Source organism: Tardiphaga robiniae (assembly GCF_013359755.1).
GTDB classification, from domain to species: Bacteria; Pseudomonadota; Alphaproteobacteria; order Rhizobiales; family Xanthobacteraceae; genus Tardiphaga; species Tardiphaga robiniae.
On sequence record NZ_JABMCJ010000088.1, the window covers coordinates 61,271 to 76,630 of the forward strand.

The 15,360-nt window shown below is 60.5% G+C and carries 15 protein-coding genes and 1 tRNA gene; 9 read left to right on the forward strand and 7 right to left on the reverse strand.

The window, feature by feature from the left end:
• Positions 1-24 precede the first annotated feature (24 nt).
• The gene (locus HP556_RS18600; RefSeq protein ID WP_089267740.1) at positions 25-672 is read right to left on the reverse strand and encodes a cysteine hydrolase family protein; all 648 of its coding nucleotides are present in this window, start codon (positions 670-672) and stop codon (positions 25-27) included.
• 2 nt (positions 673-674) lie between these two features.
• Positions 675-1,916, reverse strand: coding sequence for an alpha/beta hydrolase family protein (locus HP556_RS18605; protein ID WP_170849607.1), 1,242 nt, complete (start codon positions 1,914-1,916; stop codon positions 675-677).
• A gap of 227 nt (positions 1,917-2,143) precedes the next feature.
• On the opposite strand from HP556_RS18605, the gene HP556_RS18610 reads away from it, so the two are divergent.
• Positions 2,144-2,893: a GntR family transcriptional regulator gene (locus tag HP556_RS18610; protein WP_175368080.1), complete on the forward strand. Its 750-nt coding sequence runs from the start codon at positions 2,144-2,146 to the stop codon at positions 2,891-2,893.
• Positions 2,894-2,998: 105 nt separating this feature from the next.
• Entirely contained in the window at positions 2,999-5,728 is a 2,730-nt protein-coding gene (locus tag HP556_RS18615; protein WP_175368081.1) for a bifunctional diguanylate cyclase/phosphodiesterase, read from the forward strand.
• A gap of 60 nt (positions 5,729-5,788) precedes the next feature.
• On the opposite strand, the gene HP556_RS18620 is transcribed toward HP556_RS18615, so the two are convergent.
• Positions 5,789-5,865: transfer RNA gene (locus tag HP556_RS18620), tRNA-Arg, on the reverse strand.
• Between the two features lie 195 nt (positions 5,866-6,060).
• Between HP556_RS18620 and HP556_RS18625 the strand changes: the two genes are divergently transcribed.
• Both HP556_RS18625 and HP556_RS18630 read left to right on the forward strand, forming a co-directional pair.
• Positions 6,061-6,438, forward strand: a complete 378-nt coding sequence (locus HP556_RS18625) for a hypothetical protein (RefSeq protein WP_175368082.1) — start codon at positions 6,061-6,063, stop codon at positions 6,436-6,438.
• 337 nt (positions 6,439-6,775) lie between these two features.
• A complete protein-coding gene (locus tag HP556_RS18630) occupies positions 6,776-7,501 on the forward strand; it encodes a hypothetical protein (protein WP_246297809.1) in 726 nt (241 codons plus the stop codon).
• Positions 7,502-7,522: 21 nt separating this feature from the next.
• Here HP556_RS18630 and HP556_RS18635 read toward each other — a convergent pair whose 3' ends face one another.
• From HP556_RS18635 to HP556_RS18645, 3 genes are all read right to left on the reverse strand, one after another.
• A complete protein-coding gene (locus HP556_RS18635; protein ID WP_175368148.1) occupies positions 7,523-7,960 on the reverse strand; it encodes a CAP domain-containing protein in 438 nt (145 codons plus the stop codon).
• Positions 7,961-8,297: 337 nt separating this feature from the next.
• Positions 8,298-8,555 carry a hypothetical protein gene (locus HP556_RS18640; protein WP_244628328.1) on the reverse strand — a complete coding sequence of 86 codons (258 nt, stop codon included), beginning with the start codon at positions 8,553-8,555 and terminating at the stop codon, positions 8,298-8,300.
• Positions 8,556-9,029: 474 nt separating this feature from the next.
• On the reverse strand, positions 9,030-10,046 hold the full coding sequence (locus HP556_RS18645; protein ID WP_175368083.1) for a 2-dehydropantoate 2-reductase: 1,017 nt from the start codon (positions 10,044-10,046) through the stop codon (positions 9,030-9,032).
• A gap of 133 nt (positions 10,047-10,179) precedes the next feature.
• On the opposite strand from HP556_RS18645, the gene HP556_RS18650 reads away from it, so the two are divergent.
• Positions 10,180-10,809: a YidB family protein gene (locus tag HP556_RS18650; protein ID WP_175368084.1), complete on the forward strand. Its 630-nt coding sequence runs from the start codon at positions 10,180-10,182 to the stop codon at positions 10,807-10,809.
• Positions 10,810-10,836: 27 nt separating this feature from the next.
• Complete coding sequence (locus HP556_RS18655) at positions 10,837-11,106, forward strand: GlsB/YeaQ/YmgE family stress response membrane protein (protein WP_089267746.1); 270 nt, start codon at positions 10,837-10,839, stop codon at positions 11,104-11,106.
• Between the two features lie 74 nt (positions 11,107-11,180).
• Here HP556_RS18655 and HP556_RS18660 read toward each other — a convergent pair whose 3' ends face one another.
• Positions 11,181-11,966: an SDR family NAD(P)-dependent oxidoreductase gene (locus HP556_RS18660; protein WP_175368085.1), complete on the reverse strand. Its 786-nt coding sequence runs from the start codon at positions 11,964-11,966 to the stop codon at positions 11,181-11,183.
• A gap of 256 nt (positions 11,967-12,222) precedes the next feature.
• Here HP556_RS18660 and HP556_RS18665 point away from each other — a divergent pair, with 256 nt between their 5' ends.
• From HP556_RS18665 to HP556_RS18675, 3 genes are read left to right on the forward strand one after another with little or no spacing between them, the layout of a single operon-like run.
• Positions 12,223-13,287 carry an acyl-CoA dehydrogenase family protein gene (locus HP556_RS18665; RefSeq protein WP_175368086.1) on the forward strand — a complete coding sequence of 355 codons (1,065 nt, stop codon included), beginning with the start codon at positions 12,223-12,225 and terminating at the stop codon, positions 13,285-13,287.
• A gap of 28 nt (positions 13,288-13,315) precedes the next feature.
• Positions 13,316-14,476, forward strand: a complete 1,161-nt coding sequence (locus tag HP556_RS18670) for an acyl-CoA dehydrogenase family protein (RefSeq protein WP_175368087.1) — start codon at positions 13,316-13,318, stop codon at positions 14,474-14,476.
• A 25-nt stretch (positions 14,477-14,501) separates the two neighbouring features.
• Positions 14,502-15,308, forward strand: coding sequence for an enoyl-CoA hydratase/isomerase family protein (locus tag HP556_RS18675; protein ID WP_115032669.1), 807 nt, complete (start codon positions 14,502-14,504; stop codon positions 15,306-15,308).
• Positions 15,309-15,360 lie beyond the last annotated feature (52 nt).

Genomic DNA, 15,360 nt, shown 5'->3' on the forward strand with positions numbered 1-15,360 from the left:
TCGAAAGTGGGAAGTTGTATGGGATCATGCGGCGCGTCCTGCACCCTTGAGGCCATCGAGCTGCATCACGGCATCGGTATCCATCACGAAACCGAAGGCGGTGCGGATGCAGGCGAGGCCGGCGGCATGCAACTCCGGCCCGTCCATGCTGTCGACGCAATCCTCGACGACGATCACCGAGTAGTCCCGCACATTGGCAGCCGTCGTCGTCGCCAGCACACAGGAATTGGTGTTTACGCCGGTGACGAGCAGCGTGTTGATGCCGTGCGAACGCAACACGAAATCGAGATCGGTGCCCAAGAAGCAATCGTAGCGCTTCTTGGTGTTGACGATGAAGTCGCTGGGGTCCAGCAGCTCCGGCATCACGGTGCAGCCGGGGCCGCCCATGATATTGTGCCGCATCACATTCTTGCGCGTTGCTTTTGGATCCTCGGCGCGGGTCCGCCAGAACGGATTGGCGCGGATCTCGGCCTCGTCGCGATAGGACGTGACCTGGTGGATCACGGGAATGCCGACACTACGGCACCAGTCGAACAGCCGCTTATTGGCAGCGATCACCGTCTTCGCGACATCCGGCGTGGTCGGCATGGTCGCCACCGACATGTCCAGATGACCGCGATGCAGGTCGATCGCGACAACGGCAGCCTTGATCTGATCGACACCAAAATTCATGATCACACCAGCGGGTTGAACGAAGTTTTCAGCAGAGTGCGCTGATCGATCTTGAATTTGTCGGCGAGCCAGTCGGCCAACACTTCCTGTCCAATGGTGGGATTGTCGTGCTGGCAATGTTCGGCGCCGGTCTCGTCCGGCTCAAGCACGCGCAATGTCGCATCAACACCATTGGCAATCGCATGGTCATAGGTCGAGCGCGCCGCGGTCACCGTGAGCACGTCGTGGCCGCCATGCAGCACGAGATACGGACACTTCATGTGTTCGAGATGGCCCTTCAGCGTAAAGGGCTTCATCAGCTCATGAGCTTCCTTCATGGTCTTGGCGCCAAATACCCAGCGGATATGCATCGCCAGACCGAAGTCGTCGCCCTTCTGGCCCCACATGTCATGCACCGACCAGACAGCCCCGTGCGAGATCACCGCCGCGAGGCGATGCTCGTAACAGCCGGCGCGCGCGGCGTAGTAACCGCCCATGCTGGAGCCGCAGACCGCGATGCGCGAGCTATCGACATCGGCGCGCTTTTCGAGCCAGTCGACACATTTGCCGACCGGCACTTCCGTATCGGCGCGGGTTGCAAGTCCGTGGCGGCGCAAGGTACCGCCCTGCCCGGGCAGATCGACCATCAGCACCGAGATGCCGCGCTGCAGGCAACCATGGGCCTGCATGAACCACATCTCGTCCTTGATGGAGTCGAGACCGCCCATGCAGATCAGCACCGGCAGCTTGTCTCCAGGAAATGGCGCACGGATGAAGTAGCCGCAGATCGGCTTGCCCGGCTCATAAGGGATTTCGACCACTTCGCCGGGCGGATTGAGATAGGAAATGAACTTATGCGAGCAGGCTTCCATCTTCTCGAAGGTCGGCAGCCGTCGCGGATCGGTCGGCTCGAGATGAAATTCGGCTTGGCGGTAATAATCGGCAGCCCGCAGGAAACAGTTCATCGCCGTGCGGATGTGGCCGAGCTTTTCTTCGGAAAGGCCGCGCTGCCAGTTGGCATCCGCGATCACCATCCACTCTTTATGCCAGCTTTCGAGGTCGCCCGGGATCATCCGCGAACCGGCCAGCATCACCTCGGACACGCTGCCGCCGCCCTCCTGGGTCTCACCGAGACCGCGGCGGAATTGATAGGCAAGCCAGGGATGCTCCGGCCAGTGATGCCAGCCAAACGGCTCATAGTGCGGGGTGCGATCCGCCGTGATCTCCTCGATGGCGTTTTCGCCGATCGACTTCCCTGCCGCCATGAGACGCGTACCGCCTGCTTCTTGTGAACGTGACCGCATCATTGCGGGTTCGGGTCACGAGTCAATCGGAATTACATACACTTTTTCAGATGCTCATCATTTCCGCGAATTGCCTCCCCTTTATGCGCGATATTTATGCAGTAAAATTGCGCTTTCCTGTATGCTGAGTAGCAAAGACGGATCACACTCGGATTGAATTGTATTCACTTTGCTGCGGAGCACCACCGATGCCCGACCCATCCCCCTTGCCGCCGCCTGAAGCTGGCGGCCCCGGCCGCGCCGCTAACCGGTCGCTATCGGTGACGGATCAGATCCGCGACGCCATTCTGGATGGCACGGTCAGCGCAGGCGAACGGATCAACGAAGTTCGTTTCAGCAAGACGCTGGAGGTCTCGCGGACCCCCGTCCGGGCCGCCTTGCAGGCACTGGCCGGCGAAGGGCTGCTCGACTACGCCCCCAATCGCGGCTTCACCGTCCGTGAATTCCCGCTCTCGGCCATCGTCGATGCTTATGAAATTCGCGCATCGCTGGAAGGCGTGGCCGCACGCTTCGCCGCCGAACGTGGACTGAGCGCCGAGGAGCGCGCCATCATCGAGGAAAGCCTTGTCGCCGGCGATAAACTGCTGGCGCGCGGTGAGTTTGCGGAAGGCGATCTCACCATCTATCGCGGCATCAATGGCGACTTCCACGACACCCTGCTGGGCGCCGCCCGTAACCGCATGCTGGCGGAGATGATCCGGATTTGCCACCACGTGCCGATGTCATCGAGCCGCAATATCGTCGCCTTCGAGCATCGCGACGTACGCCGGCGTCATGATGATCATCACCGGATCTACGACGCCATTTTGGCCCGCGAGCCCTGGCGCGCGGAGGTACTGATGCGCGAACACGTCTCCGGCGTGAAATCCTCGCTGGTCAAATCGCTGATCGAGCGCGGCGAGCAGGCCGATATCGTCCATGGTTCGGCGGCGGGATAGGCCGCCGGCGTCGTGTCGACATCGTCGTGATGGCGCAGCGTCTTAACCTATCATTCACCGAAGTTCGTAACGGCGTGTTGGCGGTCCCCCGGTACAAAACTACGCATGGGGCAAAACGACGCAAAGTCGGGGAAACGGTCTGATGGCGCTGGCGGCCTTGCTGGCTTCGCCGCGCTGCGCCGTTTCCGATTTCAAGGCGGGCCGATCCAAGGCCTCATCCTGTGCGGCTGCCTGCTGATTACCGCCATCGCCATCGGCACGGCCTACATCACCGTCCATTTCAGAGACCGCGCCATCGAGAGCAAGAAGCGCGAACTGGACAACACGGTTCTGCTGGTCGCACGACACTTCGACCAGCAGTTCGGAGACCTGCAGGGCATCCAGAACGACGTCATCACCTATATGAAGTCGGCCAACATCCAGAACAGCGCCGCCTATCAACATCTGATGTCGGGGATCGACGTCCACCGCATGCTACGCACCAAGCTCAGCAGCCTGCCCTATGTCGGCGGCATCAACCTGTTCGATTCCGAAGGCAAGCTGCTCAACTCGTCGGAAACCTGGCCGGTGCCTGCCATCGACATTGCCGACCGTCAGCATTTCCAGACGCTGCAGGCCGACAACGGGCCTGCGGTCGTATTGGCCGAACCCGTCATCAGCAGGGTGACTGGTGCATGGACCGCCGTGTTTTCGCGCAAGCTGATCGGACGTCATGGCGAATTCATGGGCATCATCAGCCGCGGCGTCGAGCCGGTTCACTTCGAGAGCTTCTTCGCATCCCTCGCGCTCGAAAAAGACGCCAAGATCTTGATGATCCACCGCAACGGCACCGTGCTTGCTCGCTATCCGCAGAACGAGACCGTTATCGGCCAGAACCTCAGCAACAGCTCAGTCTTCAAGGACCTCTGGTCGACGGGCGGAACCTCGACGGGGCACTATATCAGCCCCATCGACGGGGAAGACGAATTGGGCTCCGCAAGGCGCCTCGCGGCGGCTCCCGTGATGATCGTCGCGACCACCAGCATGCCCGCGGCCCTGCATGACTGGCGCGAGCAGACCAAATATCAAATCATCGGTGCGACACTTGCCGCATTGGTGATCCTGGCGACGCTGTTCCTGATCGTCCGGCAGTTGAACCGCCAGCACCGCTCGGCCGAACGGATGCTGGCGCAAAAATCGACACATCTCGATACTGCAATCAACAATATGACGCAGGGCTTGCTGTTGTTCGATGCCTATGGCCGGCTGGTCGTCTGCAATCAGCGCTTCATCGACATGTTCGGACTATCCGACAAGATCGTGAAGCCAGGCTGCTATTTCCGCGACCTCATCCAGCATCGCAAGGACAACGGAACCTTCATCGGCGATGTCGACGAATACTGCACGTCGTTCTTGCGAAGCGTTGCTGAAGGCCCTGTCCACGATACGCTACTGACCACGCCGGATGGTCGTTCGATCCAGATCCTCGTTCAGAGATCGGGGGACGGCGGCTGGGCCTCGACGCTCGAGGACATCACCGATCGCAAACGTTCGGAAGAGCGCATCGCCCATCTTGCGCATTACGATGCTCTGACAGATCTCCCCAATCGGGTGATGTTCCGTGAGCGCCTCGAAGCTGAAATCGCAACGCTGCATGACGGCGCGCGATTTGCGATTCTCTATATCGATATCGATGAGTTCAAGAGCGTCAATGACACGCTCGGTCATGCGATCGGCGACGAGCTGCTGAAAATCGTGGCCACGCGGCTGCGCAGCTGTGTCGGTAATGCGGGCTTTGTCGCGCGACTTGGCGGCGACGAATTCGCCATCGTGCATACGGGAATTGCCCGCCGCAGCGATGTCACCCATCTGGTGGTGCCGCTCTATGACGCCATCCGGCAGCCCTATGAATGCCTTGGTCACCAAATCACGACCGATGCCAGCATCGGAATCGCTGTAGCCCCCGATGACGGCTCCGATCTCGACGAATTGCTGAGACATGCCGACCTCGCAATGTATAGCGCCAAGGCCGCTGGACGGCGCACCTTTCGCTTCTTCGAGCCTGCCATGGATGAAGGCGCAAGGGCGCGGCGCGCGCTGGAGCAGGATCTGCGGAAGGCGCTCGCGGAAGACGGACTTGAGGTTCACTATCAACCCGTCGTCGATATCGCCAGCAACGAGATTACTGGTTGCGAAGCGTTGCTCCGCTGGCGGCATCCGGTTCGCGGCATGGTTTCACCGGCAGAGTTCATTCCGATCGCCGAAGAAACCGGCCTGATTACCGAACTCGGCAATTGGGTATTGCGAACGGCATGCGCTGAGGCGGCCTCCTGGCCGGCGCCGATCAAGCTCGCTGTCAATGTATCGCCGATTCAATTCACGACGCAGACCCTGGCCTTGAATGTCACTCGAGCCCTCGTGGCAGCCAACTTGCCGGCTCACCGACTCGAACTTGAGGTCACCGAAACAGTGCTGATCCGCGATGATGAGATGGCGCTCGCGATCCTCCATCAGCTCCGCGGCATCGGTGTCGGGATTGCGCTGGACGATTTCGGGACCGGCTATTCGTCGCTCAGCTATCTGCAGCGATTCCCGTTCGACAAGGTCAAGATCGACCGCAGTTTCATCCGGGACATCGTGGCGCCCGGCGGATCGTCGTCGATCGTACAGGCGGTTGTAACCATCGCGGCCGCCCGCAACATGATCACCACGGCGGAGGGCGTTGAGACAGCCGATCAACTCGACGCACTGCGTATGCTCGGTTGTACCCAGATGCAGGGTTTTCTTTTCAGTGCCGCCAAGCCGTCACGAGAGATTCGCGCCATGCTCCAGAAGCGCGAGATCGCCGTCGCCTGACACTAGCAGGCCCGAAATCGTCGCGAAAATGGCCTGTTTTGGATTAAACAGAAGGAAAGCTGGCGATCCCGGCATGACTCGAACATGCGACCTACGGTTTAGGAAACCGTCGCTCTATCCGGCTGAGCTACGGGACCGCGATCCCGGTCAGGAACACCGGGCATGGACAGTTCCATACCAGAGCCGTTCGATCATCGCTACCCGTTGGCAATTCAAATAGGACGGGGCCGGAACCGGCGTCACATGCCCTTAAAAGATCGGGACATCTATCGCGGAACGTCTCGGACCGCCCATCGTTGGCTGGTTGTCATAATAACGATGGAGAATCCCGCATGACAAAGATGAAACTTCTTGCTGCTGCTGCCGTGGTCTCTGGCTTGATCGCTACGCCAGTGATGGCAAAGGACCCGATGAATCGCCGGGCGCAGGCCACGCAGGACTATCGCGCCAGTACAGTCGATAGCGGCTATCGTGATTCGGGCTTCTGGCCGGGTGACGTTGCGGCAGGCGTGGTTGGCGGCGCGGTCGGTGTAGCGGGTGCTGTGGGCACCGCCGGGGCCATCGCAACTGCGCCGTTCCGGAACAGCTACAATTCCTATGATGGCTACAATGGCGTCCCTCGCGATTCCTACGCACAGCGCATGGGCTTCGTGTGTCAGCCGGGAACTTGGTTCCGCGGCGAGGACGGCCGACGACATATCTGCCAGTAAGACAACTGACATCTGAGAAAAAGGGCGGCCCAAAGGACCGCCCTTTTTCGTGTCTGTCATCGGATAGAGTCCCAGGCACACGAAACGAAACGACAACACCGCTCCATCGGACGTGAGCCCGTCGCTTCGCAAACTACGTGTGGTCCCGTGTAGGTGATTGCGCGTCGAGTAGCAGCGCGATCCGAAAACTACTGTCAAGAATGACTCAAAACTCTGAAGTCATCAATTTCCGTGATATGAGAGCAGCCACAGATCTCTGCCTGAAAACACTTCCACATCAGCGTTGTATCGCGAAATAACGCCGGTCTGCGTACCACATGACCGCACTGATGCAGTCATGCTGCACTTGCTCCAAAAGCGGGGAGAAGTAACACATCCGAGGTTGAAAAATGGCCCACAAATGGCGAGAATTGGGTTTGTTATCTACATCGGAACCCACGTGGCTCATTTGTCCGCATACAAGTCACTCATATTTGCGCTACTGACGACCGCATCACTCTCCGGTCTCGCGTTGATGTCTTCGCCTGCTCGTGCGCAATGGTGGACTGCCGCGCCTGCGGATTATGAAGATTGCGCCGAGCGCATCGAAAAATCGACGGCTTCGAAAGACGCCAAGGCTGTGGCGCTGTCGGATTGCGAAAGCAAATTCGCGGGACGGCGCAAGCGCGGTGGCGGCTATACGTATCACGACTTCATGCAGAACCGCAGCTTTGATATCGCTGGCCCGAACCCAACCACGGCTGAACAGAAGGCGATCGACGAGCAGTACAAGATCTATCTGGACAATCAGCGTCGCAGCGTCATCGTCGCGGCCTTCGCTGAAAAGCAGCGCGAAGCGCAAACCCAGGCTGCGCTCGAAACGGACTTTCGGCAGACCGCGGAAACCCCAAGCGATGCGAAGCCTGTCGTGCTACCTAGGCCTCGGCCCAAAGTGCGCGCCAAGGAGCCGGATTGCGCGATCGAGCCCCTTACCTGTGGGTGGTCCAAATTGTCATCGGGGCTGAAAGACATCAAGGACGCGCTGTTCGGCACGCCCGCGCCGGCCAAGACCAAGCGCACTTGAGCCATAGCAACCCGTCAAGTATCAATCCGTGATCACCATCGCCCAGAACATCCGGTAGGGCGACTTGGGATTGGCGACGTAAGCGACGCCGACCTTGCGTGCGCCGGACATGAGCAGGTTCTCGCGATGACCTGGGCTCTCTTCCCATTGCTTCAACGTTTCGGGAAATGTCAGGAAGCCCGCCGCGATGTTCTCTGCTGCTTTGGATTTGCGGAGCTTCCCCACACGCGCGGAGAAAACACCGCCGACCTCGTGACTGACCTTGCCACTGGATGACATCGCCTGCGCCTGAGCAAGCGCGACCGCGTTCAGTTTACTGTCCAGCGTGACAGAGGAAAGCTTGTGCGCTCGGCGAAAGGCACTGATCTGGCTCGCATAATCCGCCGCTCTGGTCTCGACAATGGTTGCCGCGATCAACGCACCACAGAGCACAAACAACCTCAGGGGGCGGTAGGTCATGACAATCGCTTCACGGATCAGATTCAATGACTATACCGATGACGTTGCGCAGAAGGTCGCGGCAGCGGCTTGCGGGCATGGGCAGGCGCCTGCACTTCAGCCGCGCGTCGTTGCTCGGCGAGCCGGGCATCATACCCCGGCGACGGGGTGACCGTTGGAGGGACCGCAAATGCAGGTGCGATGGCACCGATGCTTAATATAGCCATGGCTACAGCAATAGCGGCGAAGGATTTCCGCTCCAAGACCTTCAAAAGCAGGGTTCGCATCGATCGCTCCATCCAAGAAAACGGCCTGAAGTGCTAACGCGCTTCAGGCCGGCTTCGTTCAGAACGGAGGCTTACTTCTTGGCCTTCTTGGCCTTTGCGGTCTTGCTCACCTTGGCGGCCTTCGTGGCAACCTTCTTCGCCTTGCGGCGGCGATGACCGAGCGGAATGCCGAGCTTGATGGCTTTCTGACGCAGCGAACCACCGGTGCGCTTCATCTCCTTGGAAATCTTCTCGAGCGGGGTCTGGGCCTTCGAATGCGCCTTCAGGATCTTCACGTCTTCCTTGGTGTACTCGCGACGGACGAGTTTCTTTTTCGCTTTCTTGGCCATTGTAGCTCCGATTGTTAGTTGAATAATTCGACCGGCACACGCTTTGCCGATGATATGAAAGGATCAAACGCCCAGCCCGGCGCGCGAAGCGCGAACCACCGTCAAATCACGCGGCCTTCTATACTAAAGATGTCGCGAATGACATAGCCCCTGATGTCACATCATGATGTTCAGTATTGAACCAGCTGTACTCCTGCGAGCCTTCTTCACGACGCGAACTGCTACTCGTCTGCGAATAACGGGCTAAAAGACTCTTTACATCTCATTTACTGAGAATTCACCGACGCGTATCCGCAATTGATATTTAACGGATAATCATCGGCTTGATGCGAATGCAACGGATAATGGTACCATCGCATTGACCGGCAGACGCAATTGGAGCATTCGGATAGTTGAGTCCGCCGATAGTAGCCGAAACGAATAGTAACATTCTCGTAATGATAGCGCCGAAGCCGGTCCAACAGTCCCTTCGGCTCAATCAATGTCACGTTCACTGCGAATCTGATCTGGCGTGAGTGCGGGCGATCCCCTGCCTGACGTCTCTGCGTGCTTGATCAGTGTCATCACGCGCAGCGATAGCGGAGCCGTGATCTGATATTTCGCCGCCAGCTCAACGACGACACCCTGCAAATAGTCAATCTCGGTGCGTCGATCGCGCTGCAGATCCTCCCACATGGACGAGCGCGCATTTGCGTCGATCTTCATCGTCCGCCCGAGCAGCATATTGAACAGGCCGTCAGGTAGCCGCAGCAAATGCGGCGTTAGTCGCGCAGGGATCGGCGTCGCCGAGATGGGCTTGATACCGGCGACTTTCAGAACGGCCAGGCCTTCCGCCATTTGATCGGCGAATAACGAGCGCCACGCGCGCTGTGCAAGCTGCGACCGCAGCGGTATATCCGACAGCGCATTGAGCGCGTTGTTCAAATTGACCAGCAGCTTACCCCACTGGACACCGACGATATCGTCGCTCGCAAGGACGGCAAGATGCGGCACGGATAGCTTCGAAGCGGTATCGGCCCCATCGCGTTCGACGACGATGTTTCCGGACGTTGCGCGGTGAACATGACCATCGTCCTTTGCGATGACATTAAATGGCACCATTCCGCCGAGGATGCGGCGCCCGGGCAGAGCTGCGCGGAGGACCGCAACATTGCCGACGCCGTTCTGCAGGCTGACGACGATCGCGTCTTGCGCTGCATGATCCGCGATCAGCCCCGCCATCTCCGCCGTATCGCCGCTCTTGACCGCGACCAGAATGATCTTCGCCTCGCTCATGATGGCGGGGTCATCGGACAGCCGCAGCTGGCCGGGGGCGAGACGTTGATCAAGTCCCTCGAAGCTCGTCAGCCTCAGACCGTGCCCCTCGATGCTGTCCACGATGCGCCGCCGCGCCAGTATGGCGACGTCGCGGCCGGCTGCCGCCAGGATGCCACCCACGAAACAGCCGATACTGCCGGCACCGGCGATACAAATGGGCCGCGTTTCGATCACGTCATCTCCCGTTCATCCAGCATCCGTTACTAGCAAAATGCCGCAGCGCTGCCTATCGGCGGAACCGACACGCCTTGTAGGCGTCATACCGCGCAGCTATGCTTTCGCCGGGCTGGCAGAACAGGAGATGATCATGGGTTTGCTCGACATTCTGAATGGCATGGCCAACGGGCCGCGTGGCCCCAGCGATCCCGACGACAAGAGCGGCGGCATGTCGCCGATGACGATGGCGATCCTCGCGCTGCTCGCCTACAAAGGATACAAGCACTTCACTGGTAGCCAACCGGCGGCACAGGGGCACTCGCAAGAAATCCCGCCGCCGAATACGACGCAGGCCAGCGCGCAAGATAGCGGCCTTGGTGGTATGCTTGGCGGCCTCCTCGGCGGAAATTCTGGCACTGCAGCAGGCGGTGGCGGCCTCGGCGACCTTCTGAAGGGCCCGCTCGGAGGTCTGTTGGCGGGCGGAGCCGCCGGCAGCGTGCTCAGCGGTGGCCTCGGCGACCTGCTTAAGCAGTTCCAGCAGAACGGCCATGGCGACGCCGCGGATTCCTGGGTCAGCTCCGGCCCGAACAAGCAGATCTCGCCTAATGATCTCGGCGCCGCACTTGGCGCGGATCAGATCGCGCAACTGACGTCGCGCACCGGCATGTCCCGCGAGCGGCTTCTCGCGGAGCTGAGCAACGAACTACCCGATGCCGTTAATCAGTTCACACCGCATGGCCGGCTACCCACGGAAGACGAAGTTAAGTCCAGCTGGGTTTAACGCGCACTTAGAAGAGGGGATATTGCTATGATCTGGATTCTCGTTGTGGGCTTTGTCGCAGGCATTATCGCCCGCCTTCTGTCACCGGGGCCAAACAACCCCAGCGGCTTCATTCTGACCACTATCCTGGGTATTGCCGGCGCATTCCTGGCGACGTTCATCGGCCAGCAGATCGGCCATTACGGCCCGAACCAGGGTGCCGGTTTCATCACCGCCACGATCGGCGCGCTGGTGGTGCTGTTCATCTGGAACAGACTGGTTGCCCGCCGGATGATTTCCGATCCGGGCAATCGCTGACGTGCCTGCAGTCGAGAATGAAAAAAGCCTCGGGCATCACCCGAGGCTTTTTGCTGTTTGACGCAGGTTTCCGATCAGGCCAGCAGATGCATGCCGGCATCCATCCGCACCAACTCGCCGGTCATATTGCTCGATGGCGACGTGGCGAGGAAGCAGATCAAGGCGGCGACGTCCTCCGCGGTCGAGGCCACCTTCAGCGGAACCCGCGCGATCACGGCATCGCGAACTTTGGCAGCGCCGTCCGCACCGCGTCCCTTGGTGAACCATGGCGTATCGATATAGCCAGGGCAGACCGTATTGACGCGGATCAGCGGAGCCAATGCACGGCCGAGCGACAGCGTCATCGAATTCAGCGCGCCCTTGCTGGCGGCATAGGCGACTGACGAACCGCCGCCTGTGATACCGGCCATCGACGAGACATTGACGACGGCCGAAGCACGACCCGACGCCTTGGCGCCGGCTTCGAGCAAGGCACGCGCCGCACGCACCATCTGATAGGGCCCGATCGTGTTGACCGCATAGATGCGCTGGAAATCTTCCGCGGACAGGCCATCGAGATCGTGATGCGGCACATGCTTGGTCATGCCGGCATTGTTGATCAGCGCATCGATCCGCCCCCAGTGCTGGGCGGCCGCGACGATGTTCCTGCAATCATCGTCCTTCGATACATCGCCTTGAACCACGATGACTTCGGTTGCACCAGCATCGCGGCACAGCTCGGCAGTGGCTTCGGCTTCCTTCTGACTCGACGAATAGTTGATGACAATACGGGCGCCGTCCTTGGCGAGAATTGCGGCGGTCGCAGCACCAAGCCCCGATGCCGACCCTGTAATCACGACGCACAAACCGTCACTTGCCATCTGCATTTCCTCTGCTTGTTCTGACGCTGATGCGATCTACCATAATGCGGTCGCGCTGGTATACAACGCGGCACAAATTCGCTTTGCGGAATTAAATTGCGCTGCACCAACACATCATGCCGCCACCGCAGGCCCCTCTGCGGCCAGCCCGCTTGTCTTCCTTCCGCCTTTTCCGCATCATGAATGCAAGAAAAGTGGCAGCGTCCATGCCCGGCATTCCCTGCCGAATGAGATGCGCTAGCACACGAGGAACGCCTTGACGGACGCAGACAATATCGTTGCGGAAACCGCGGAACGTATTTTCGCCGATCTCGCTGACGCACAGACCATCAATCACGACAAGAACGGCAGCTGGAAAGCGCCGCTCTGGCAGGCACTAACAGATGCTGGCCTGCCGCTCTCATGGGTGCCTGAGGAGTGCGACGGCTCCGGCATCAGCATGGCCGAAGGTTTCAGCGTCCTCAGCGTCGCCGGTCGCGCCGGCGTTGCGGTGCCGCTCGCCGAGACCATGCTGGCGGGCTGGCTGCTCGCGCAGGCCCAGATCAAATCGCCCGAAGGCATGATGACCGTCGCGCCGGCAAGCCCGCGCGATCACCTCATGCGCAACGCGGATGGTACAATCACCGGCCGCGCACGTGGCGTGCCGTTCGCGAAGGATGCGAAATACATCGCCGTCGTCGCCTCCGGCATCGGCGGCGCCTCCATTGCGCTGGTGGACGCCAGCACCTGCCGCATCGAAACCGGGCTCGGTCTGGCCGATGACCCATCCGACACGGTGCATTTCGACACTGTGAAACCGGTCACCCTTCAATCTGCGCCATCGGGCTTCGATCAGAATGCGCTGTTGCTGATGGGCGCGCTCGTGCGCAGCCAGCAGATTGCCGGTGCACTGGAAACCATGCTTGGCATCGGCGTGAACTATTCCGGCGAGCGCGTGGCGTTCGAGAAGAAGATCTCGAAATTCCAGGCAGTGCAGCACAATCTGGCGAAACTCGCAGGCGAAACCTCAGCAGCCCTCGCCGCTGCCAGCTCCGCGGCTGACGCCTTCTCCAGCGGCGCGCCGCTCGATGACGCACTCTTCCTCGAGGCCGCCGCCGCAAAGATCCGTTGCTCCGAGGCCGCCGAAAAGGGCGCCGCCATCGCGCATCAGGTTCTTGGCGCCATCGGCTTCACGCAGGAACACATCCTGCATCGCTACACGCTGCGCGCATTGGCATGGCGCGATGATTTCGGCAGCGAGAGCTACTGGGCGGTCGAGCTCGGCAAACTGGTCGCTGCGCGCGGCGCCGACGAGCTATGGCCACTGGTTGCGTCGCGCTGATCGAACACAAGAAACGAGATCCTTTCACATGACTGCAGCCCTTCGTTTCGATCCGATCCGCCTGCCGCCCGAATGCGAGCAGTTGCGCAAGGAAGTCCGCGCGTTCCTCGCCGAGGAAATCGCCGCTGGCACTTTCGATCCGCACAAGCCCCAGCGCGAGGACTCGGACAATCCTGAATTCAGCAAGCGCGTCGGCGAGCGCGGCTGGCTCGGCATGACCTGGCCCAAGAAGTATGGCGGCCACGAGCGCTCGTTCCTTGAACGCTACGTTGTTACCGAAGAGATGCGCGTGGCCAACGCGCCGGTGCGCCGCTTTTTCGTCGCCGACCGCCAGAGCGGCCCGGTGCTGCTGAAATACGCGCCCGAGCATATCAAGATGGACATCCTGCCGCGCATCTGCCGCGGCGAGGTCTGTTTCTCCATCGGCATGAGCGAACCGAATTCCGGCTCCGACCTGTTCGCCGCCAAGACCAAGGCCACCAAGACCGACGGCGGCTGGCTGATCAATGGCAGCAAGATCTGGACGACCTCGGCGCATATGGCCGACTACATGATCGCGATCTTCCGCACATCGGCCCCGACCAAGGAAAATCGCCGCCACGGATTGACGCAGTTTCTGGTCAATATGAAGACGCCGGGCATCACGGTGAACCCGATCGCGCAGATCACCGGCCAGTATGAATTCAACGAAGTGGTGTTCACCGATCACTTCGTGCCCGACGACCACATGCTGGGCGAGATCGACAGCGCCTGGAAACAAGCCACCAGCGAGCTCGCTTATGAGCGATCCGGCCCCGAACGTTTCCTTGAAACCTATTACGTGCTGACCGAACTGGTCCGTGCTGTCGGACCGAAGCCGGACACTCGCAGCGCCGAAGGCATCGGCCGCCTCGTCGCACAGCTGCACACGATGCGCCGCATGTCGGTGTCGGTGGCCGGCATGCTGCAGGCCGGCAAGGAGCCGGTGGTGGAAGCGTCCATCGTCAAGGATATCGGTACGATCTGGGAGCAGCAGCTGCCGCATCGCGTGCGCGAACTCGCAGCCTTCGTCGACGACAACGCCTCGAACCACGCCACGCTGGACGAAATGCTCGGCTTCGCCATCAAGACAGCACCGAAACTCACCATTCAGGGCGGCACCACCGAAGTCCTGCGCGGCATCATCGCGCGCGGACTTGGTCTGCGCTGATCCATCCATTCAACAGAGAGCCATCATGACCATCTACAAAGACATCGGCGTCGAGACCCGCGGCCACATTGCGATTATCGAGATTCGCAAGCCGCCTCTGAACTTCTTCGACATCCTGCTGATCCAGCAGATCGCCAACGCGCTGGACGAGATCGATGCCAATCCCGAAATCCGGGCGACGGTTCTGTGCGCGCAAGGCAAGGCGTTCTGCGCCGGCGCCGATTTCAGCGATCCCAACCGCAAGGAAACCGAAGCGGCCGCCAAAAGCGGCGACCCCGCCGACAATCTCGGTTCCATCGGCCATCTCTATATGGAAGCCGTGCGTATCTTCCGCGCCAAGAAGCCAATCGTTGCGGCCGTCCAGGGCGCAGCCATCGGCGGTGGCCTCGGCCTCGCGGTGTCGGCCGATTTCCGCGTAGCTTGCCCGGAAACCCGCTTCGCCGCCAACTTCACCAAGCTCGGCTTCCATCCCGGCTTCGGCCTGACGGTCGCGCTCACCGAAGTGGTCGGCAAGAACAATGCGGAGTTGATGTTCTACACCAGCCGCCGTGTGGGCGGAGAGGAAGCCCTGAAGATGGGCCTCGCCAATGTGCTGGTGCCGCAGGCCGAGGTCCGCAACGCCGCCATCAAGCTCGCCGAGGAGATCGCCGAATGCTCGCCGCTCGGCCTGCTCTCGACCCGCGCCACCATGCGCAACGGCCTCGCCGACCGCGTCGCCAAGGCGACGGAGCACGAACTCGCCGAACAGACGCGCCTGCGTAAGACAGAAGATTTCAAGGAAGGCGTTGCGGCGACTGCCGAACGCCGGGTGCCGAACTTCAAGGGGCGCTAAGTCCCCGTCGGGTTTGTTTTTCAAACCTCACTTGGAAATGGCCGGGCAGCGC

What these genes read in the sequence shown, in the direction of transcription:
- HP556_RS18600 (WP_089267740.1), bottom strand. Translation starts at nt 672, where the DNA reads ATGAATTTTGGTGTCGATCAGATCAAGGCTGCCGTTGTCGCGATCGAC.
- HP556_RS18605 (WP_170849607.1), bottom strand. Translation starts at nt 1,916, where the DNA reads ATGGCGGCAGGGAAGTCGATCGGCGAAAACGCCATCGAGGAGATCACG.
- HP556_RS18610 (WP_175368080.1), top strand. Translation starts at nt 2,144, where the DNA reads ATGCCCGACCCATCCCCCTTGCCGCCGCCTGAAGCTGGCGGCCCCGGC.
- HP556_RS18615 (WP_175368081.1), top strand. Translation starts at nt 2,999, where the DNA reads ATGGGGCAAAACGACGCAAAGTCGGGGAAACGGTCTGATGGCGCTGGC.
- HP556_RS18625 (WP_175368082.1), top strand. Translation starts at nt 6,061, where the DNA reads ATGACAAAGATGAAACTTCTTGCTGCTGCTGCCGTGGTCTCTGGCTTG.
- HP556_RS18630 (WP_246297809.1), top strand. Translation starts at nt 6,776, where the DNA reads ATGCTGCACTTGCTCCAAAAGCGGGGAGAAGTAACACATCCGAGGTTG.
- HP556_RS18635 (WP_175368148.1), bottom strand. Translation starts at nt 7,960, where the DNA reads ATGACCTACCGCCCCCTGAGGTTGTTTGTGCTCTGTGGTGCGTTGATC.
- HP556_RS18640 (WP_244628328.1), bottom strand. Translation starts at nt 8,555, where the DNA reads ATGGCCAAGAAAGCGAAAAAGAAACTCGTCCGTCGCGAGTACACCAAG.
- HP556_RS18650 (WP_175368084.1), top strand. Translation starts at nt 10,180, where the DNA reads ATGGGTTTGCTCGACATTCTGAATGGCATGGCCAACGGGCCGCGTGGC.
- HP556_RS18655 (WP_089267746.1), top strand. Translation starts at nt 10,837, where the DNA reads ATGATCTGGATTCTCGTTGTGGGCTTTGTCGCAGGCATTATCGCCCGC.
- HP556_RS18660 (WP_175368085.1), bottom strand. Translation starts at nt 11,966, where the DNA reads ATGGCAAGTGACGGTTTGTGCGTCGTGATTACAGGGTCGGCATCGGGG.
- HP556_RS18670 (WP_175368087.1), top strand. Translation starts at nt 13,316, where the DNA reads ATGACTGCAGCCCTTCGTTTCGATCCGATCCGCCTGCCGCCCGAATGC.
- HP556_RS18675 (WP_115032669.1), top strand. Translation starts at nt 14,502, where the DNA reads ATGACCATCTACAAAGACATCGGCGTCGAGACCCGCGGCCACATTGCG.